Source organism: Serratia sp. BFP-2025, from assembly GCF_050880365.1.
Classification (GTDB): domain Bacteria; phylum Pseudomonadota; class Gammaproteobacteria; order Enterobacterales; family Enterobacteriaceae; genus Serratia; species Serratia surfactantfaciens.
The window spans coordinates 547643-568707 of record NZ_JBPAFV010000002.1; the positions used below are offsets into that span (position 1 = coordinate 547643).

General features: G+C 63.3%; 13 protein-coding genes. 6 read left to right on the forward strand and 7 right to left on the reverse strand.

What is annotated here, in order from left to right:
* Positions 1-20 precede the first annotated feature (20 nt).
* Positions 21-4868 (forward strand): hemagglutinin repeat-containing protein, encoded by a 4848-nt coding sequence (locus tag ACRAWE_RS17995; RefSeq protein ID WP_432525681.1) that lies wholly within the window; start codon positions 21-23, stop codon positions 4866-4868.
* A gap of 45 nt (positions 4869-4913) precedes the next feature.
* Here the strand turns inward: ACRAWE_RS17995 and ACRAWE_RS18000 are convergent, their stop codons facing one another.
* The 6 genes from ACRAWE_RS18000 to ACRAWE_RS18025 all read right to left on the reverse strand — a co-directional run bounded on the left by ACRAWE_RS18000 (position 4914) and on the right by ACRAWE_RS18025 (position 11326).
* A complete protein-coding gene (locus tag ACRAWE_RS18000) occupies positions 4914-6563 on the reverse strand; it encodes a Na/Pi cotransporter family protein (RefSeq protein ID WP_004936675.1) in 1650 nt (549 codons plus the stop codon).
* A gap of 238 nt (positions 6564-6801) precedes the next feature.
* Positions 6802-7794 carry an ABC transporter ATP-binding protein gene (locus ACRAWE_RS18005; protein WP_033631956.1) on the reverse strand — a complete coding sequence of 331 codons (993 nt, stop codon included), beginning with the start codon at positions 7792-7794 and terminating at the stop codon, positions 6802-6804.
* 4 nt (positions 7795-7798) lie between these two features.
* Positions 7799-8584 (reverse strand): ABC transporter permease, encoded by a 786-nt coding sequence (locus tag ACRAWE_RS18010; RefSeq protein WP_015379246.1) that lies wholly within the window; start codon positions 8582-8584, stop codon positions 7799-7801.
* A 17-nt stretch (positions 8585-8601) separates the two neighbouring features.
* Positions 8602-9447 (reverse strand): ABC transporter permease, encoded by an 846-nt coding sequence (locus tag ACRAWE_RS18015; RefSeq protein WP_015379247.1) that lies wholly within the window; start codon positions 9445-9447, stop codon positions 8602-8604.
* Complete coding sequence (locus ACRAWE_RS18020; protein WP_063918655.1) at positions 9444-10253, reverse strand: alkaline phosphatase family protein; 810 nt, start codon at positions 10251-10253, stop codon at positions 9444-9446. The genes ACRAWE_RS18015 and ACRAWE_RS18020 overlap by 4 nt, the downstream gene beginning before the upstream one ends.
* 11 nt (positions 10254-10264) lie before the next feature.
* Positions 10265-11326, reverse strand: coding sequence for an ABC transporter substrate-binding protein (locus ACRAWE_RS18025; protein WP_004936660.1), 1062 nt, complete (start codon positions 11324-11326; stop codon positions 10265-10267).
* Positions 11327-11516: 190 nt separating this feature from the next.
* Between ACRAWE_RS18025 and ACRAWE_RS18030 the strand changes: the two genes are divergently transcribed.
* Positions 11517-12227, forward strand: coding sequence for a UTRA domain-containing protein (locus ACRAWE_RS18030; protein ID WP_019453247.1), 711 nt, complete (start codon positions 11517-11519; stop codon positions 12225-12227).
* A 38-nt stretch (positions 12228-12265) separates the two neighbouring features.
* Here the strand turns inward: ACRAWE_RS18030 and metH are convergent, their stop codons facing one another.
* On the reverse strand, positions 12266-15961 hold the full coding sequence (gene metH / locus ACRAWE_RS18035; RefSeq protein WP_154747250.1) for a methionine synthase: 3696 nt from the start codon (positions 15959-15961) through the stop codon (positions 12266-12268).
* A gap of 196 nt (positions 15962-16157) precedes the next feature.
* Between metH and iclR the strand changes: the two genes are divergently transcribed.
* From iclR to edd, 4 genes are all read left to right on the forward strand, one after another.
* A complete protein-coding gene (iclR, locus tag ACRAWE_RS18040) occupies positions 16158-16988 on the forward strand; it encodes a glyoxylate bypass operon transcriptional repressor IclR (RefSeq protein WP_004936648.1) in 831 nt (276 codons plus the stop codon).
* A gap of 252 nt (positions 16989-17240) precedes the next feature.
* Positions 17241-17780 (forward strand): gluconokinase, encoded by a 540-nt coding sequence (gene gntK / locus ACRAWE_RS18045; RefSeq protein ID WP_063918653.1) that lies wholly within the window; start codon positions 17241-17243, stop codon positions 17778-17780.
* Entirely contained in the window at positions 17777-19114 is a 1338-nt protein-coding gene (gntU, locus tag ACRAWE_RS18050) for a gluconate transporter (RefSeq protein WP_025160143.1), read from the forward strand. Before gntK ends, gntU begins: the two co-directional genes overlap by 4 nt.
* Positions 19115-19212: 98 nt before the next feature.
* Positions 19213-21027: a phosphogluconate dehydratase gene (gene edd / locus ACRAWE_RS18055; protein ID WP_432525682.1), complete on the forward strand. Its 1815-nt coding sequence runs from the start codon at positions 19213-19215 to the stop codon at positions 21025-21027.
* Positions 21028-21065 lie beyond the last annotated feature (38 nt).

Genomic DNA, 21065 nt, shown 5'->3' on the forward strand with positions numbered 1-21065 from the left:
CAACATACGGAGATACATGGATGAAAAATAATAACTTCAGACTTTCGGCGGCAGGCAAACTGGCCGCCGCGCTGGCGATTATTCTCGCCGCTTCCACCGGCGCCTACGCCGCAGAGATCGTTGCGGCCAACGGCGCCAACGGCCCCGGCGTATCTACCGCCGCCACCGGCGCGCAGGTGGTCGATATCGTCGCGCCGAACGGCAACGGGCTGTCGCACAACCAATATCAGGACTTCAACGTCAACCAGCCCGGCGCGGTGCTGAACAACTCCCGCGAGGCGGGACTGTCGCAGCTGGCGGGCCAGTTGGACGCCAACGCTAACCTGAAAGCAGCCGGACGCGAAGCCAGCGTGATCCTCAACGAGGTGATCGGCCGTAACCCGTCGCTGCTGCATGGCCAGCAAGAGATCTTCGGCATGGCGGCCGACTACGTGCTGGCCAACCCGAACGGCATCAGCTGTCAGGGCTGCGGGTTCATCAATACCAGCCACTCCTCACTGGTGGTCGGCAACCCGCTGGTGGAAAACGGCGTGCTGCAGGGCTACAGCACCTTCGGCAACCGCAACACCCTGAGCCTCAATGGCACCCTGAACGCCGGCGGCGTACTGGATCTGATCGCACCGAAGATCGACAGCCGCGGCGAAGTGATCGTGCAAGATTTCAAGCATTCGGATGGTAAGGTGACCTCGGCGACGATCAACGCCATCAGCGGTCTTAACCGGGTAGCGCGCGACGGCACGGTGCAGGCCAGCCAACAGATGCCGACCGCGTTGGACAGCTACTACCTCGGCAGCATGCAGGCCGGGCGCATCAACATCATCAACACCGCGCAGGGCAGCGGCGTGAAGTTGGCCGGCTCGTTGAACGCCGGCGATGAACTCAAGGTGAAAGCCTATGATATCCGCAGCGAAAGCCGCGTCGACGACGCCAGCAGCAACAAAAACGGCGGCGATAACTATCAAAATTACCGTGGCGGCATCTACGTCAACGATCGCAGCAGCAGCCAGAAGCTGACCCGCACCGAGCTGAAAGGCAAGAACATCAGCCTGGTGGCGGATAATCATGCGCACCTCACCGCCACCGATATCCGCGGCGAAGACATTACGCTGCAGGGCGGCAAACTGACGCTCGACGGCCAGCAGTTGAAGCAGACGCAAGGCCATACCGACGATCGCTGGTTCTACTCCTGGCAATACGACGTTACCCGCGAACGCGAGCAGCTGCAGCAGGCGGGCAGCACCGTCGCCGCCAGCGGCAGCGCCAAACTCATCAGCACCCAGGAAGACGTGAAGCTGCTGGGCGCCAATGTCAGCGCCGACCGCGCGCTGAGCGTCAAAGCGGCGCGCGACGTACACCTTGCCGGGCTGGTGGAGAAGGATAAATCCAGCGAGCGCGGCTACCAGCGCAACCACACCTCCAGCCTGCGCACCGGCAGATGGAGCAGCAGCGACGAAAGCGAAAGCCTGAAGGCCAGCGAACTGCGCAGCGAGGGTAAGGGCCAGGACAAGGGTAAACTGACGCTGGAAGCCGGCCGTAACGTTGCGACCCAGGGCGCCAGGCTGCATGCCAACAACGATCTGACTATCGACGCGAAAGACCAGATTCAGATCGGGGTGCAGAAAACCGCCAACGCCAAAGCGGTGCGCGATGACAAAACCTCCTGGGGCGGCATCGGCGGCGGCGACAACAAAAACAACAGCAATCGCCGCGAGATCAGCCACGCCTCCGAATTGACCAGCGGCGGCACCCTGCGCCTGAACGGCCAGCAAGGCGTCACCATTACCGGCAGCAAGGCGCGCGGCCAGACAGGCGGCGAAGTCACCACCACCCACGGCGGCCTGCGCATCGACAACGCGCTGAGCACCACCGTGGACAAAATCGACGCGCGCACCGGCACCGCCTTCAACATCACCAGCAGTTCGCACAAGGCCGACAACAGCTACCAGAGCAGCACCGCCAGCGAGCTGAAGTCCGACACCAACCTGACGCTGGTCAGCCGCAAGGATGCTGACGTGATCGGCAGCCAGGTCGCCAGCGGCGGTGAGCTGAGCGTCGAGTCGAAGACCGGCAACATCAACGTCAAGGCCGCCGAGCGGCAGCAGAAAATCGACGAGCAGAAGACCGCGCTCACCGTTAACGGCTACGCCAAAGAAGCCGGTGACAAGCAGTACCGCGCCGGTTTGCGCATCGAGCACACCAGCGACAGCGAGAAAACCACCCGCACCGAGAATAGCGCCTCAGGCCTCAGCGGCGGCAGCGTGAAGCTCAAGGCGGAGAAGGACGTGACCTTCAGCGGTTCTCAATTGGTGGCCGACAAAGGCGACGCCAACGTCAGCGGCAACAAGGTTTCGTTCCTGGCGGCCGACGACAAAACGACCTCAAACACCGAGCAAACCAAGATCGGCGGCGGTTTCTATTACACCGGCGGCATCGACAAACTCGGCAGCGGCGTGGAAGCCGGCTACGAGAACAGCAAAACCCAGACGCAAAGCAGCAAGGCGGTCACGTCCGGCAGCGACGTCAAAGGCAACCTGACGATCAACGCCCGCGACAAGCTGACCCAGCAAGGCGCGCAGCACAGCGTCGGCGGCACCTATCAAGAGAACGCCGCCGGTGTCGATCACCTGGCGGCCACCAACAGCAACAGCAACACCACCCACAAGACCGACGTCGGTGTGAATATCGGTGCCAACGTCGATTACAGCGCCGTCACGCGTCCGGTCGAGCGTGCGGTCGGCAAAGCGGCCAAGCTGGACGCCACCGGCGTCATCAATGATATCGGCGGCATCGGCGCGCCTAACGTCGGCCTCGATATCGGCGCACAGGGCGGCAGCAGCGAAAAACACAGCAGCAGCTCGCAGGCGGTGGTCAGCTCGGTGAAAGCCGGCAGCATCGACATCAATGCCAAAGGCGAAGTGCGCGATCAGGGCACGCAGTACCAGGCGAGCAAAGGCGCGGTCAACCTGACGGCGGATAGCCACCGCAGCGAAGCCGCGGCAAACCGTCAGGACGAGCAGAGCCGCGACACCCGCGGCAGCGCCGGCGTGCGCGTCTACACCACCACCGGCAGCGATCTGACCGTGGACGCCAAGGGCGAAGGCGGCACCCAGCGCAGCAACAGCAGCACCAGCCAGGCGGTGACCGGCTCGATCGACGCGGCCAACGGCATCAACGTCAACGTGAAAAAAGACGCGGTCTATCAGGGTACCGCGCTGAACGGCGGCAGCGGTAAAACCGCCGTCAACGCCGGCGGCGATATCCGCTTCGATCAGGCCAGCGACAAACAGAGCGAGAACCACAGCGGCTTTAACGTCAAAGCGTCCGCCAAAGGTGGCTTCACCGCCGACAGCAAAAACTTCGGCGCCGGTTTCGGCGGCGGCACCAACAACGGTGAAAGCAGCAGCAGCACGGCGCAGGTCGGCAACGTCAGCGGCCAGGGCGTGGAGCTGAAGGCGGGCCGCGATCTGACGCTGCAGGGCACCAACGTCAAGAGCCAGGGCGACGTCAGCCTGAACGCGGGCAACAAGGTCGCGCTGCAGGCGGCGGAATCGACCCAAACGCGTAAGGAAAGCAAACTGTCCGGCAATATCGATCTGGGCGCCGGCAGCAGCGACAGCAAGGAAAAAACCGGCGGCAGCCTCTCCGCCGGCGGCGCCTTCGACATCGCCAAGGTCAATGAGTCCGCGACCGAGCGCCAGGGTGCCACTATCGCCTCAGACGGCAAGGTCACCCTGTCCGCCAACGGCAAAGGCGATGACGCGCTGCATCTGCAGGGGGCCAAAGTCAGCGGCGGCAGCGCCGCGCTCGAGGCGAAAAACGGCGGCATCCTGCTGGAATCCGCCAAGAACGAGCAGCATAAGGACAACTGGAATCTGGGTATCAAAGCCAACGCCAGAGGCGGCCAAACCTTCAACAAGGACGCCGGCGGCAAAGTCGATCCGAACACCGGCAAAGACACCCACACGCTGGGTGCCGGTCTGAAAGTCGGCGTGGAGCAGCAGGATAAAACCACCCACGCCAACACCGGTATCACCGCGGGCGACGTGGCGCTCAACAGCGGCAAAGACACCCGCCTTGTCGGCGCACGCGTCGACGCCGACAGCGTACAGGGCAAGGTGGGCGGCGATCTGCGCGTTGAAAGCCGCAAAGACGTCGAGACAGGCGTGAAGGTGGATGTGGATGCCGGTCTGAGCCACAGCAACGATCCGGGCAGCAGCATCACCTCCAAGCTGTCGAAGGTCGGCACGCCGCGCTACGCCGGTAAAGTGAAAGAGAAACTGGAAGCCGGGGTGAACAAAGTGGCCGACGCCACCACCGACAAGTACAACAGCGTAGCGCGTCGCCTCGATCCGCAGCAGGATACCACCGGTGCAGTCAGCTTCAGCAAGGCTGACGGCAAAGTCACGCTGCCGGAAACGCTGGCCGGCGAAAAACCGCAGGGCCCGCTGTGGGATCGCGGCGCACGCACCGTCGGCGGCGCGGTGAAAGACAGCATCACCGGGCCGGCGGGTCGCCAGGGGCAGCTCAAGGTCAATGCCGACGTGGTGAACAACAATGCGGTCGGTGAGCAATCGGCGATTGCCGGTAAGCACGGCGTGGCGCTGCAGGTCGGCGGCCAAACCCAACTGACCGGCGGCGAAATCCGCAGCCAGCAGGGCAAGGTGGAACTGGGCGGTAGCCAGGTCAGCCAGCAGGACGTCAGCGGCCAGCGTTATCAGGGCGGCGGCCGCGTCGATGCGGCGGCCACGGTAGGTGGACTGTTAGGCGGCGCGGCGAAGCAAAGCGTCGACGGCAACGTGCCGTTCGCCAGCGGCCATGCCTCAACTCAGCAGGCGGACGCCAAAGCCGGCGTATTCAGCGGCAAATAACGCACTCCCCTACGCAACGCCCCCGGAAAACCGGGGGCGTTTTTTTTACAGCGTGCTTGGGGTGTCTTCCCAGTCGCGATCGTCGTCTTTCGCATCCTGATCCAACACGTTGTAGGCCACGGCGCAAAACAGCGAGTTCAGGCGCTTCATGTCTCCCAACAATCCCAAATGCAGCGAACTGGTCTCGATGCTCTGCACGTTTTGCTGATGCAGGCGATCGACGTGCGCATGCGCGTAGCGGCGATCCAGAATGCGGAAGCGGTGCTTGGAACGACGCAGGCGTTTGGCACTGGTGACGTCGCCGGACAGGAACACCGACAGCCCCAGACGCAGGTTGCCGATCAGCCGTTCGTGCAGCCCGTCCAGTTCCGCCAACCCTTCCGCCGAGAAGGCGCGGCGCGCGGCGTGCGATTTGGCGCCCACGTCGCCGGCCATGCGCTCGATGATGTCGCCCGCCTGTTCCAGGTTGAGCGCCATTTCGATGATCTCCGCCCAACGACGCGAATCTTCCTCGCCCAGATCTTCCTTCTGGATCTGCGCCAGATACAGCTTGATGGCGGTGTACAGCACGTCGACGTCATCGTCGAGTCGCCGCACCTCTTTATCCACGCCTTGCTTACCGTGCAGCACTTCGCGCTGCAGGATCATCATGTGTTCCACCACGTCGCCCATGCGCAGCGTTTCGCGCGCCGCGTTGGCCAGCGCCAGCGTCGGCGTATCCAGTGCGCTGGCGTCCAGATGACGCGGCCGCATGCGCGGGTCGTCGGCCGCCACGTCGACGATCAGCCGTTCGCACAGCGTCGCCATCGGCCCGGCCAACGGGATCATCACCAGACAACGGATCAGGTTGTAGAACACGTGGAAATAGATCACCAGCTCTTCGCTGCCACCCGGCAGCTGAGCCATCACATCCGCCAGATAGGAGACGAACGGCAACACCAGTATGCAGCCCACCAGCTTGAACAGCAGGCTGCCGAGCGCCACGCGCCGCCCGGCGGCGTTCTGGCCGCTGGCGTTGATCATCGCCAGCAGGCCGCTGCCGAGGTTGGCGCCGATCACCAGACAGAGCGCCACCTTCAGCGAAATCACGCCGGTGGCGGTCAGGGTGGCGGTCAGCAACACCGCCGCCAGGCTGGAATAGCTGACGATGGCGAACAGCGCGCCGGTCAGGGCGTCGAGCATCACGTCGCCGGTCAGCGACGAGAACAACACTTTCACCCCGGCCGCCTGGGTGATCGGCGTGGCGGCGGCCACGATCAGCTCGAGCGCCAGCACGATCAGCCCCAGACCGATCAAGACGCGCCCGATCTGGCCGATCCGCATCTGCTTGCGGCTGAGGAACAGGAATACCCCAACCAGGATCAGCAGCGGCGACAGCCAGGACAGATCGAAGGTCAACACGCGCGCCATCAGCGCGGTGCCGACGTCGGCGCCGAGCATGATCACCAGCGCAGGCGCCAGCCCCACCAGCCCTTGCGCGACGAAAGAGGTCACCAGCAGCGCCGTGGCGTTGCTGCTTTGCACCAGCGCGGTCACGCCGATGCCGGAAACGAACGCCAACGGTTTTTTCTCAACGCTGTCGCTCAAAACGCGCCGCAGATTGGCGCCATAAACCCGCATGATCCCGGTGCGCACGATGTGGGTTCCCCACACCAATAGCGCCACGGACGAAAGCAGGTGAAGAAGGGTCAGCACGGAAGATACGCTCCATTAACGCCCGGCCAAAGAAGGCTGGTACCCGATGCCTGTCAGGCACTGCGGATGGGCGGAACGGTGCTGTTCGCCCCAGCCGCAGCCGGTAGGCTAAAGATGACGGGTACAGCGCGCGGTCCCGCCTGCCGGGCGTGGGTCTGGCAGGACAGCGGGCGGGGGCAGACCGCAGAAGAGAAGGGTTAAGGCGGCGGTGGGAGAGCCCCGGTGCCGCGCTGCGAAGTCATGCAACTTCCCGCAATACAACAGGTTCCAAGTGTAGCCCAATTTCCGCGCCGTCGGGCCGCAGATCGGCCACCGAACGGTTGAGCACGTCAACCAGCAACTCTACCTCGCGAACCTGAATCCGATAGCGTACCACATTCCCGAGCAAACTGTGACCAAGGATCACCCCGCCGATCCCCTGTCCGGCCGGCAACAGGCCGATAGACTCTGGGCGGATCGCCACCTTGCCGGCATAGCTGCGCCCGGTCAGCCGGCCGGCCTGTTCGGCGCTCAGCAGGTTATAGTTACCGATAAAACCGGCGGCGAAGGCGTCCGCCGGCTGGGTATACAAGGTTTCCGCATCGCCGCTCTGTACGATCTGCCCCTTGTTCATCAGGACGATGCGATCCGACAGGGTCAGCGCCTCTTCCTGATCGTGGGTGACGAAGATCGCCGTCAGGTTCAGCTCGCGCTGAATGCGCCGGATCTGCTCACGCAGATGTTTGCGGATGCGTGCATCCAGCGCCGACAGCGGTTCGTCGAGCAGCAGCAGACGCGGGCGCGTGACCAGCGATCGCGCCAGCGCCACGCGCTGACACTGGCCGCCCGACAGTTGGTGCGGATAGCGCTTCGCCAGATCGCTCAGCTCCACCAGCGCCAGCACCTCCTGCACCCGCTGGCCGATCTGCCCGGCCGCCAGCTTCTGCATTTTCAGGCCGAAGGCCACGTTGCCTTCCACCGTCATATTGGGAAACAGTGCATAGCTTTGGAACACCATGCCGATGCCGCGCTTTTGCGGCGCCAGCGGCACCAGATCCTGGCCCTGCAGTAAAATTTGCCCGCTGTCGACCGGAGTCAGGCCGGCCAGACAGCGCAACAGCGTCGACTTGCCGCAGCCGCTTGGCCCGAGCAGGGTGACGAACTCCCCCTCTTCGGCAGTGAAATCGATATCCTGAAACACCTGGGTCTGGCCATAGTGTTTGTTCAGGCGGGTGACGTTGAGATAAGCCATCGGGTTAACCCTTGTTTTTATTCAGCAGGTTCGCCAGCCAGGTGACGAGCAGCACCACGGCGAAATAAGAGATGACCAGCGCGCTGGTGAAATGCCCGCTGCCGTTGCGCATATTGAACAGATAGACCTGCAGCGTTTCATACTGGCTGCCCACCAGCAGGTTGGCGAACACGAACTCGCCGATCAGGAACGAGAACGACAGCAACACGGCGATCGTTCCGCCCTTGCGCAAATTTGGCAGCACCACCCACAGCGCCGCCCGCCAGGTACTGGCGCCGAGCAGGTGCGCGGCGTCCATCAGATCGCGCAGGTTGATCGCCTGCATGTTGTTGCTGATGGCGCGGTAGATAAACGGCAGCGCGATGGTGAAATAGCAGCCCACCAAAATCCAGGGGGTGCCGAGCAGCGGCAGCGGATCGGCGGCGAACAGTTGCATCAGCCCCACCGCCGACACCACCGGCGGCACGGCGAACGGCAGCAAAATCAGCACGTTCATCACCGCGTCCAGCTTGGGGAAGTAGTAAGCGATCACAAACATCGCCGGCAGGATCACCACCACCGACAGCAACAGCGTGCCGAAGCAGATCAGCAGCGAGTGCCACAGCGCCTGCAAAAAACGCGGGTCGCTCCACAGCGCCGTCAGCCACTTCAGAGTAAAACCGTCCGGCAAAATGGTGGCGCCCCACTGGGTAGCCAGCGCGTAAATCAGCGTCGCCGCCAGCGGCAGCAACAGGATCAACAGCAGCAGGCCGGTCACCGTGCGGTGGTACAAGCGTTCAACACGCGACATGAGCATTCTCCAGCCGGTTATGAGCGCGCATTGAGGTAGCTCCTGCGCAGCATCCATTGGTGGATCACCGTGATAAACGCCATCATCACCACCAGCAGCATCGCCAGCGCGCTGGCCAGGTTCGGATCGAGGGAGATGTCCCCCGCCACCAACGCCGAGATGCGGATCGGGATCACGTTGAAGTTGCCGGTGGTCAGCGCGTACACCGTGGCGTAGGCGCCCAGCGCGTTGGCCAGCAGGATGACGAAGGTGCCCATCAGCGCCGGCGCCAACACCGGCAGGCCGATATGCCGCCAGTAGCGCCAGGGGCCGGCGCCGAGCAGCGCCGCCGATTCGCGCCAGTCGGCACGCAGCGCGTCAAATGCCGGATACAGCAGCAGCACCCCGAGCGGGATCTGGAAGTAGGTATACAGCACGATCAGGCCGCTCTTCGAATAGAGGTTGAAGCTCTCCATCAGACCGTATTTGCGCAGCAGCAACGTCAGGCAACCGTTCAGCCCCAGCAGTATGACGAAGGCGAACGCCAGCGGCACCCCGGCGAAGTTGCTGGTCATGTTGGTGAACGACATTACGAAGTCATGAAACCGCGTCTGGCCTAGCTGACGCAGTGAGTAACTGCCAACTAATGCGATCAGCAAGCCGTAGACGCTCGACCATAGCGAGATCTCCAGCGAGAACTGAAACGCCTGCAGGTAGAACGGCGAGGTGAGGATATCGACATAGTTGCCCCACCCCCAGCCGCTGGTCTCGCTGAAAAAGCTGTGAACGGCGATCCACACCAGCGGGGCGATCTGAAACGCGCCGAACAGCACGATAAACGGCAGCAGGCACAGCGCGGCGATCCATTTGGTTTTGCTGTTCATCGCGCATCCTGCGCCAGCAGCGCCCGGCAGTGCGGCTTGTCGTGCGGCGCCTGCAACAGATCGCAGATCGTGCCACACAGCTCGGTTTGCTGCGGATCGGCGTCATCCAGGCTGAAGCCCGCGCCGAATACGAACAGCGGTACCTGGCGCTCTTCCGGCAATACGCCGCCGTGGCTGCGATCGTCGTTCATGCCGTGGTCGGCGGTAACCAGCACCTGATAACCGGCCGCCAGCCAATCGGGCAGATAGCGCGACAGCGAGCCGTCGGCGCGCCGCGCCGCGTTGCGGTACTGCGGCGAAGAGAGGCCAAAGCGGTGGCCGGCGTCATCGATGTTCATCGGATGGATCAACAGAAAGTCTGGCTGATAACGCAGACGCAGGTTTTCGGCGTCGTCAAACAGATGGCTGTCGGGATAACCGTCGTCGTAATAGAAATGCCCGTGTTGAATCGGCAGCTCGGGGGCATCGGTATGGCGGTCGCGCGCGGCGTCGAACGGCGTGCGGTTATACAATTCGCTGAACCAGTGGTAAGCGGCGGCGGCGGTGGTCAGCCCGGCGGCGCGCGCGTAATGAAACACACTTTGTTGATGAGAAAGGCGCGAGACGTGATTGTGCACCACGCCGCTCTCCACCGGCGTGACGCCGGTGAGGATGCATTCATACAGCGGCCGGGAGAGCGAGGGCAACTCGCTCTCCAGCAGGTACAACCGCCCGCGTCCCGCCGCGCATTCGGCCTGCAGATAACCCATGGCGTCGTGCGCCACCCGGTAGTTGAGGCCGTCCAGCAGCACGAGGATCGTTTTCATGGTGCGTTAACTCACTGCTGCATAAACATAATGACGTTTTCCTGCCACAGGCGCGGCAGCGCTTTGGCGCTCTGTTCCCAGGCTGCCGGATCGGCGATCGGGTGCGCGTTCTTGTACTGCTCGGCCGGCAGCAGCTTGGCTTTGACGTCGTCCGGCAGCGTCAGATGCTCGGCGCGGATCGGGCGGGCATAGCCGCGCGCCAGGTTGATCTGACCGGCGTCGGAGAAGATGTATTCGCGCGCCAGCTTGGCGGCATTCGGGTGCTTGGCGTATTTGTTGATGATGGTGGTGTAGCCGGAAGTGATCGAACCGTCCGACGGGATCAGCACTTCAAAGCGGGTTTTGTCGATCTGATCGCGGTAGTTCAGACCGTTGAAGTCCCATACCACGCCGACCTGCACTTCCCCCTTCTCCAGCGACGCGATCACCGGGTTACTCAGGCTCAGGCGGCCGGCCTTGGCCAGCTTGCCGAAGAACTCCAGGCCCGGCTTGAGGTTTTTCTCGTTGCCGCCCATGGCGTAAGTGGCCGCCAGCACGCCGCTGGCCGCCTGCGAAGCGGTGCCGACGTCGCCGATGGTGACCTGATAGCTGCCCTTCAGCAGATCGGCCCAGCTGTGCGGGATGTCTTTCACCTGTTGCTTGTTAATGATGAAGGCGATGGTGCCGGTGTAAGCCAGCGCCCAGTGGCCATCTTTGTCTTTCGCCCAATCTGGCACCTGATCCCAGGTGGAGGGTTTGTACGGCTGCGTCACGCCCTTCTGCACCGCCACCGGGCCGAAGGCCGCGCCGACGTCACCGATGTCCGCCGTGGCGTTGTTCTTTTCCGCATCGAATTTGGCGATCTCCTGCGCAGAGCTCATGTCGGTATCGACATGCTTCAGGCCGTATTTGCTCAACAGATCTTGCCAGGTGCCTTTCCAGTTGGCCCAACTGTCCGGCATGCCGACGCTGTTGACTTCGCCTTCTTTTTTAGCGGCCTGCTCCAACGCCGCCAGATCGGTATCCGCGGCCCAGCTCATCTGGCTGGATAACACGATGGCACTGGTTAACACAGAAGCGCACAAACGTTTCATAACTGATGCTCCAGGTGGTAGTGTGGGGATGGCTGGACTAGTCCAGCAAGGGCCAAACCAATCTAACGGACGAATGTGATAATTATATGTCAGCTTAAAAAAGCGACAGTTTTATCACCCATTGCAACGGCGAAAACGCGACGCTGGTCTACCTTAAAGGCCAAACGCACTGAAACGGGACACCCGCTGTATGAGTGAAGCACCGACGACCGTCGCCACCATCTGCCAAACGCTGCACGCCCGCATCACCGCCGGCGAGTTCGCCGTGGGCGGCAAGCTGCCCTCCGAGCGAGCCCTGAGCGAACAGTTCGCCACCACCCGCATTACCCTGCAGGAGGCGCTCGGCCAATTGGAGGCGCAGGGCGTCATTTACCGTCAGGTGCGGCGCGGTTGGTTTATCTCGCCGCCACGTCTGATCTATAACCCGTTGCAGCGCAGCCATTTTCACGCCATGGCGCAGCAACAGGGGCGCGCCGCCCATACCGAAGCGATAGACAGTGCGCTCGTCACACTCGACGCGCCGCTGGCCGGCCGCCTGGCACTGCCCTCCGGCGCCGAGGCCTATCGCATTCGCCGGCTGCGCTACATCGACGGGCGTGCGGTGCTGTACTGCGAGCACTACCTCAATCCGGCCTATTTCCCCGGTATTCTGGACGAAGATCTGACCCAGTCGCTGACCGCGCTGTACGCCGCACGCTACGGCATTCACTACGGCCGGGTACGTTTCGACATGCTGCCCACCCTGCTGCCGCAACAGGCCGCCGCCATGCTGAAGGTGACCTACGGCAGCCCGGCGCTGTTCATTACGCGGGTGAACCGCGATCAGCACGACAGAGTGATCGATTGCGACCTGGAGTATTGGCGTTACGACGCGCTGCACATCGACGTGGAAGCGCTGTAAATGACAAGGGCGCATCGCTGCGCCCTTGAAGAGGAAAATCAGTCGGCGTCGTAGCCGAGGTTTGGCGCCAGCCAGCGTTCTACCTCGCTCACGCTCATCCCTTTACGCGCCGCGTAGTCTTCCACCTGATCGCGCTGGATCTGCGCCACCGCGAAATACTTGCTCTCAGGATGGCTGAAGTACCAGCCGGACACCGCCGCTCCCGGCCACATGGCGAAGGACTCCGTCAGCGCCATACCGGTGTGGCGGTTGACGTCGAGCAGCTGCCAGATGGTCGCTTTCTCGGTGTGCTCCGGGCAGGCCGGGTAGCCCGGCGCCGGCCGGATGCCCTGATAGTTTTCGCGGATCAGCTCCTCGTTGCTCAGATTCTCGTCAGCGGCATAGCCCCAGTGCAGCTTGCGCACCTGTTCGTGCAGGTATTCGGCGAAGGCCTCCGCCAAACGATCCGCCAGCGCCTTGACCATGATTTTGTTGTAATCGTCGTGCTGTGCGTCGTACGCCGCCGCCAGCGCGTCCTCCTCCAGCCCGCCGGTTACCGCGAAGGCGCCGAAGTAGTCGGCCTTGCCGCTGCTTTTCGGTGCCACGAAGTCCGCCAGGCAGTAGTTTGGGAAGTCGGTTTTTTCTGTCTGCTGGCGCAGATGGCGGCTTACCGCCAGCACCTCGCCGCGCTGTTCGTCGCGGTACACTTCCACATCGTCGCCGACGCGGTTGGCCGGGAACAGGCCGTAAACGCCGCGCGGGTTGAGGCTGCGCTCGGCGGCCAGCCGATCCAGCATCTGATTGGCGTCATGGAACAGGCGTTTAGCCTCTTCCCCCACCACCTCATCCTCCAGGATGCGCGGATATTTGCCCGCCAGCGACCAGGTCATGAAGAACGGCGTCCAGTCGATATAGTGGCGCAGCGTCTCGATGCCGACCGCCACCGGGAACACACCCAATTGCCGTGGCGCCGGCGGCTGATAATCGGCCCAATCCAGCGCCATGGCGTTGGCGCGCGCCTTCTGCAGATCGACCGGCGGCGTGCGCGGTTTTTTGCGCGCGTGCTGAATGCGCACCGTTTCGTACTCTTTGCGAGTGCGCGCCACAAACTCGTCGCGCTGGGTGGCGGACAGCAGTGCCGACACCACGCCCACGGTGCGCGAGGCGTTCTGCACGTAGGTGGTCGGGCCGCTGTAGTTCTGTTCAATTTTCACCGCGGTGTGCGCCTTGGAGGTGGTGGCGCCGCCGATCAACAGCGGCAGGGTAAAGCCCTGGCGCTCCATCTCTTTGGCCACGTTGACCATCTCGTCCAGCGACGGCGTGATCAGCCCCGACAGGCCGATGATGTCCACCTTCTCTTCGCGCGCGGTGCGCAGGATTTTCTCCGTCGGCACCATCACGCCCAAATCGACGATTTCATAGTTGTTGCACTGCAGCACCACCCCGACGATGTTCTTGCCGATGTCGTGCACGTCGCCCTTCACCGTCGCCAGCAGGATTTTCCCTGCGGAGGTGCCCTGCTGCTTGCTGGCTTCGATGTACGGTTCCAGGTAAGCCACCGCCTGCTTCATCACGCGGGCGGATTTCACCACCTGCGGCAAGAACATCTTGCCCTCGCCGAACAGGTCGCCGACCACGTTCATCCCCGCCATCAGCGGCCCTTCGATCACTTCGATCGGGCGTTCGGCCTGCTGCCGCGCTTCTTCGGTATCCAGCTCGATAAACTCGGTGATGCCCTTCACCAGCGAATACTCCAGCCGCTTTTCCACCGGCCAGCCGCGCCACTCCGCCTGCTGCACCGCCGCTTCGCCGTCTTTGCTGCCGCGGTACTTTTCCGCCAGCTCCAGCAGGCGTTCGGTGCCGTCCTCGCGGCGGTTGAGGATCACGTCTTCTACCGCCTCGCGCAGCTCGCCAGGCAGATCGTCATAAATCGCCAGCTGCCCGGCGTTGACGATGCCCATGTCCATGCCGTTGCGAATGGCGTGATACAGGAACACCGCGTGGATCGCCTCGCGCACCGGATCGTTGCCGCGGAACGAGAACGACACGTTGGACACCCCGCCGGAGATCATCGCGTGCGGCAGGTGGGTTTTGATGTCGGCGCAGGCTTCGATAAAGTCGACGGCGTAGTTGTTGTGCTCTTCGATGCCGGTGGCGACGGCGAAGATGTTCGGGTCGAAAATGATGTCTTCCGGCGGGAAGCCGACGCGTTCGGTCAAAATTTTATAGGCGCGGCGGCAAATCTCGAACTTGCGCTCGCGGGTATCCGCCTGGCCCACTTCGTCGAACGCCATCACCACCACCGCGGCGCCGTAGCGGCGCACCAGCCTGGCGTGGTGGATAAAGGCCTCTTCGCCCTCCTTCATCGAGATCGAGTTGACGATGCCCTTGCCCTGAATGCACTTCAGACCTTTCTCGATAACGGACCATTTGGAGGAGTCGATCATGATCGGCACCCGAGCGATATCCGGCTCGCCGGCGATCAGATTGAGGAAGCGCACCATCGCCGCCTCGGCGTCGAGCATCCCCTCGTCCATGTTGATGTCGATGATCTGCGCGCCGCTCTCCACCTGCTGGCGCGCCACGTCGAGCGCTTCGTTATATTTCTCTTCTTTGATCAGGCGTTTGAAACGCGCCGAGCCGGTGACGTTGGTGCGCTCGCCGACATTGACGAACAGGGTGTTGGCGTCGATGGTCAACGGCTCAAGACCGGCCAGACGGCAGGCGACCGGGATCTCCGGCAGCCGGCGCGGCGGCACGCCCTCAACCGCCTTGGCCATCGCGGCGATGTGTTCCGGCGTGGTGCCGCAGCAGCCGCCGATGATATTGAGGAAGCCGGCCTGCGCCCACTCCCCGACCTGGCGCGCCATCTCGGCCGCATCCAGATCGTACTCGCCGAAGGCGTTCGGCAAACCGGCGTTCGGGTGCGCGGTGACGTAGGTCTCCGAGATGCGCGCCAGCTCGGCGACGTACTGACGCAGTTCATCCGGCCCCAGGGCACAGTTCAGGCCGAAGGTCAGCGGCTTGACGTGACGCAGCGAGTTGTAAAACGCCTCGGTGGTTTGGCCGGACAGGGTGCGGCCGGAAGCGTCGGTGATGGTGCCGGAGATCATGATCGGCAGTTCCACCCCCAGCGCTTCGAATTCGGTTTCCACCGCAAAGGCGGCGGCCTTGGCATTCAGGGTGTCAAAGATGGTTTCGATCATGATCAGATCGACGCCGCCCTCCACCAGCGCGCGGGTCGATTCGCGATAAGCCGCCACCAGCTCGTCGAACGAGATGTTGCGGAACGCCGGATCGTTGACGTTCGGCGAGATGGACGCAGTGCGGTTGGTCGGCCCCAACACACCGGCGACGTAGCGCGGTTTTTCCGGCGTGCGCGCCGTCCATTCGTCGGCGCAGGCGCGCGCCAGGCAGGCGGCCTGGTAGTTAATCTCGGCGGACAGCGACTCCATGTGGTAGTCGGCCATGGCGATGGGGGTGGAGTTGAAGGTATTAGTTTCAAGGATATCGGCACCCGCCTCGAGGTAGGCGTAATGAATGGCGGTGATCACTTCCGGCTTGGTCAGCACCAGCAGATCGTTATTGCCTTTCAGATCGCTGCCCCAGTCGGCGAAACGCTCACCGCGGAAATCGCGCTCATCCAGACGGTAGCTCTGGATCATGGTGCCCATGCCGCCGTCCAACACTAAAATGCGCTGCGCTAACTGGCGGCGCAGTTGTTCTACTCGATTCGTCACTGTAACCCCTTCCATTGCCATCCAGCCCATCGCTCAACTGCCGCAAAAACCAACGGGTCATCCTAGCACAGCTTGTAGGGACAAAGGGGGAGACGACAATTGAGAGTTTTTCAGGTTGTGCGCCAACACCTCCGATGAGCTGGCGGCGGCTTGCAATTCATCGACAAAAAACGAAAATGAATTCCATCATACGGAAAAAGGAATATCACCCATGGCCACCCCTGCTCCCGCCAAACGCGGCAAGAAGCCCCGCGCAGCAGCCCCGGCCGCCAGTGCGGCGACCGGCCAGGTACAATCGTTGACCCGTGGCCTGAAGCTGCTGGAATACATTTCGGAAGCCCAGGGCAACGTGGCGCTGACCGATCTGGCCCAGCAGGCCGGCCTGCCGAACTCCACCACTCACCGTCTGCTCACCACCATGCAGCAGCAGGGATTCGTGCGCCAGGTCGGCGATCTCGGTCTGTGGACCATCGGCTCGCACGCTTTTGTGGTCGGCAGCAGCTTTCTGCAAAGCCGCAACCTGCTGGCGATGGTGCATCCGACGCTGCGCCGACTGATGGAAGAGTCGGGTGAAACGGTCAACCTGGCGGTACTGGATACCAGCGAGTACCAGGCGATCATCATCGATCAGGTGCAGTGTACGGCGCTGATGCGCATGTCGGCGCCGATCGGCGGCAAACTGCCGATGCACGCCTCCGGCGCCGGCAAAGCCTTCCTCGCCACCCTGCCGGACGATCAGGTGACCAAGCTGCTGCACAAGAAAGGCATGCACACCTACACGCCGCACACCCTGACGCCGCACAACCTGAAAGAGGGACTGGCGCAGATCCGCAAGCAGGGCTTTTCCTTTGACGACGAAGAGCACGCGCTCGGCCTGCGTTGCGTGGCGGCCTGCATCTTCGACGAGCATCGCGAAGCCTTCGCCGCCATTTCTATCTCCGGCCCGGTATCGCGCATCACCGACGATCGCGTGATCGAGCTGGGCGCGCTGGTGATCCACGCGGCGAAAGAGATCAGCCTGGCCTACGGCGGCGTACGCTAATCCAGCCCATCCGCGGGGCGCCGCAGTGCGCCTCCGCTCCCCTTCCTTGCTCTGTTGTCAGCATGTAAATGGCTGTTGGTATCCTGTTTAGCCCACAGGAAAAAAGCTTGAAGCCGATCACAGTTAACGATCCTCACGGCGAAAGCCCATTGCAACCGCTCAAACTTCCTTCGACAATGTTACCGATAACATGTTACCGGTAACAATCGAACTGAACGAAGGTAACGTCACCCGGTGTTTTGGAGCCAAGCCATGACCAACAATCACAATCGCATTTACGTCGTTATGGGCGTTTCCGGCAGCGGCAAGTCCGCCGTCGCCGCCGCCGCGGCCCGCCAACTCTCCGCCGGCTTCCTCGACGGCGACTTCCTGCATCCGCGCAGCAATATCCTGAAGATGGCCGCCGGCGAAGCGTTGAACGACGACGATCGCGCCCCGTGGCTGGCCGCGCTCAACGACGCCGCCTTCGCCATGCAGCGCACCAACAACGTGTCGATCATCGTCTGCTCGGCGCTGAAAAAGCAGTATCGCGACCGCCTGCGCGCCGGCAACGGCAACCTGTCGTTCATCTATCTGCACGGCGAGTTCCCGGTGATCGAATCCCGTCTGGCGGCACGTAACGGCCACTTCTTCAAGCCGCAGATGTTGGTCACCCAGTTCGCCGCACTCGAGCAGCCGGGCGCCGACGAAAACGACGTGATGGCGATCGACATCAATCAGCCGCTGGACGCGGTGATCGCCGATACCGTGCACCATATCCAGAGCTTCCTGCCACAGGACGTGTGCGCGTGAGTACCCTGACGCTGGTCGGTACCGCAGTCGGCTCGGTTTTACTGCTGTTATTCCTGGTGATGAAGGCGCGCATGCACGCCTTCGTCGCGCTGATGCTGGTGTCCATCGCCGCCGGCATTTTCTCCGGCATGCCGCTGGACCATATCGCCGACACCATGCAAAAAGGCATGGGCGACACGCTGGGCTTCCTGGCGATCGTGGTGGCGCTGGGGGCGATGTTCGGCAAGATCCTGCATGAGGTCGGCGCGCTCGATCAAATTGCGGCGCAATTGCTGAAACGATTCGGACAAAGCAAGGCGCACTATGCGCTCGGTATCGCCGGCCTGATCTGCGCGCTGCCGCTGTTCTTCGACGTGGCGGTGGTGCTGCTTATCGGCATCGTGTTCGCCGTGGCGCGCCGCACCGACGGCAATATCGTCAAGCTGGCGATCCCGCTGTTCGCCGGCGTGGCCGCCGCCGCCTCCTTCCTGCTGCCGGGACCGGTGCCGATGCTGCTGGCTTCGCAGATGAAGGCCGACTTCGGCTGGATGATCGCCATCGGCCTGGTGGCGGCGGTGATCGGCATGCTGATCGCCGGCCCGCTGTACGGCAGCTTTATCAGCCGCTTCGTCAACTGGCCAATGCCGCCGGAAGAGAATGAGCCGACGCTGACCAAGGGCAATCTGCCGTCGTTCGGCTTCAGCCTGGCGCTGGTGCTGTGCCCGCTGGTGCTGGTCGGCATGAAAACCATCGGCGCGCGGCTGGTCACTCCGGGTTCACAGCTGCAGCAGTGGCTGGAGTTTATCGGCCATCCATTCACCGCCATCCTGCTGGCCTGCCTGATCGTGATTTACGGCCTGGCGAAGCCACGCGGCATGAGCAACGAACAGACGCTGGCCATCTGCTCCGCCGCAGTGCAACCGGCCGGGATCATCTTGCTGATGACCGGCGCCGGCGGGGTGTTCAAACAGATCCTGGTGGATTCCGGCGTCGGGCCGGCGCTGGGTGACGCCATGATCGGCGCCGGCCTGCCGATCGCCGTGGCCGCCTTTGCGCTCTCCGCCATGGTGCGGGTGATCCAGGGCTCGGCCACCGTCGCCTGCCTGACCACCGTCGGCTTGGTGCTGCCGGTCACCAGCCAGCTCGGGCTGAACGGCGGGCAACTGGCCGCGCTGGCTATCTGCATCGCCGGCGGCTCCATCGTGCTGAGCCACGTCAACGACGCCGGTTTCTGGCTGTTCGGCAAATTCACCGGCGCCAACGAACTGCAAACGCTGAAAACCTGGACGGTAATGGAAACGATTCTGGGCAGCGTCGGCGGCGCCATCGGCATGATTGCATTCACGATGTTTTAACGCCCAAATCGCCCCCGGCCTTGCACACCAGGGCTGCAAATCACCACCGGGGGCACCGCCACAGGCGGCGACTATAACAACAGCAATGTGAGGAAGGCATGATTAACCCAACCTTGTCCCGTGTCACACAGCGCATCATCCACCGTTCCGAGGCCAGCCGCGCCGCCTATCTGGCGCGCATCGAGGCGGCCCGCTCCCAAACCGTCCACCGCGCGCAGCTGGCCTGCGGCAACCTGGCCCACGGCTTCGCCGCCTGTCAGCCCGATGACAAGACGGCGCTGAAAAACATGGTGCGCAGCGATATCGCCATCATCACCGCCTACAACGACATGCTGTCGGCCCACCAGCCCTACGAACACTACCCAGAGCGGCTGAAGCAGGCACTGAAGGCGGTGGGTGCCGTGGGCCAGGTGGCCGGCGGCGTGCCGGCGATGTGCGACGGCGTGACCCAGGGGCAGGACGGTATGGAGCTGTCGCTGATGAGCCGTGACGTGATCGCCATGTCGGCCGCCGTCGGCCTGTCGCACAACATGTTCGACGGCGCGCTGTTCCTCGGTATTTGCGACAAGATCGTGCCGGGGCTGGTGATGGCCGCCCTCTCCTTCGGCCACCTGCCCGCGCTGTTCGTGCCGGCCGGCCCGATGAGCAGCGGTTTGCCGAACAAGGAAAAGGTGCGCGTGCGCCAGCTGTACGCCGAGGGCAAGGCCGACCGCCTGGCGTTGCTGGAAGCCGAGGCCGCCTCTTATCACGGTATCGGCACCTGCACCTTCTACGGCACCGCCAACACCAATCAGATGGTGATGGAAGTGATGGGTCTGCATCTGCCGGGCGCTTCCTTCGTGCATCCGAACACGCCGCTGCGCGACGCGCTGAACGACGCCGCCGCGCGCCAGGTGACCCGGCTGACCGACACCGCCGGCAACTACCTGCCGATCGGCCGCCTGGTGGACGAGAAAGTGGTGGTGAACGGCATCGTCTCGCTGCTGGCCACCGGCGGCTCCACCAATCTGACCATGCATCTGGTGGCGATGGCGCGGGCGGCGGGCATCATCATCACCTGGGACGATTTCTCCGAGCTGTCGGAAGCGGTGCCGCTGCTGTGCCGCATCTACCCGAACGGCCCGGCCGACATCAACCAGTTCCAGGCCGCCGGCGGCGTGCCGCTGGTGGTGCGCGAGCTGCTGCAACACGGCCTGCTGCACGAAGAGGTGCACACCGTGGCCGGTTTCGGCCTGCGCCGCTACACCCAGGAACCCTGGCTGGATAATGGCCAGCTGGCGTGGCGCGAAGGTGTGGCCGGCTCGCTCGACGCCAAGGTAATCGCCAGCGTCGCTCAGCCATTCGAACATCACGGCGGCACCAAGGTGATGGCCGGCAATCTGGGCCGTGCGGTGATGAAAACCTCGGCGGTGCCCGCCGACAACCAGATCATCGAAGCGCCGGCGGTGGTGTTCGACAGCCAGCACGACATCGTGCCGGCGTTCGAAGCCGGCAAGCTGGATCGCGATTGCGTGGTGGTGGTGCGCTTCCAGGGGCCGCAGGCCAACGGCATGCCCGAACTGCACAAACTGATGCCGCCGCTGGGCGTGCTGATGGATCGCGGCTTCAAAGTGGCGCTGGTGACCGACGGTCGCCTGTCCGGCGCCTCCGGCAAGGTACCTTCCGCCATCCACGTCACTCCGGAAGCCTATACCGGCGGCCTGCTGGCGAAAGTGCGCGACGGCGATCCGATCCGCGTCAACGGCCGCAGCGGCGAGCTGCAGGTGCTGGTCGACGCCGAGGAGCTGGCCCGGCGCACGCCTTGCCAACCCGATCTGAGCGCGGAACACATCGGCTGCGGCCGCGAGCTGTTCGGCGCGCTGCGCAGCCAGCTGTCCGGCGCCGAACAGGGTGCCTGCTGCATCAAATTTTAATCGATAGCCTGGCCGCATCGCCGCCTGGCGGCGGCCAC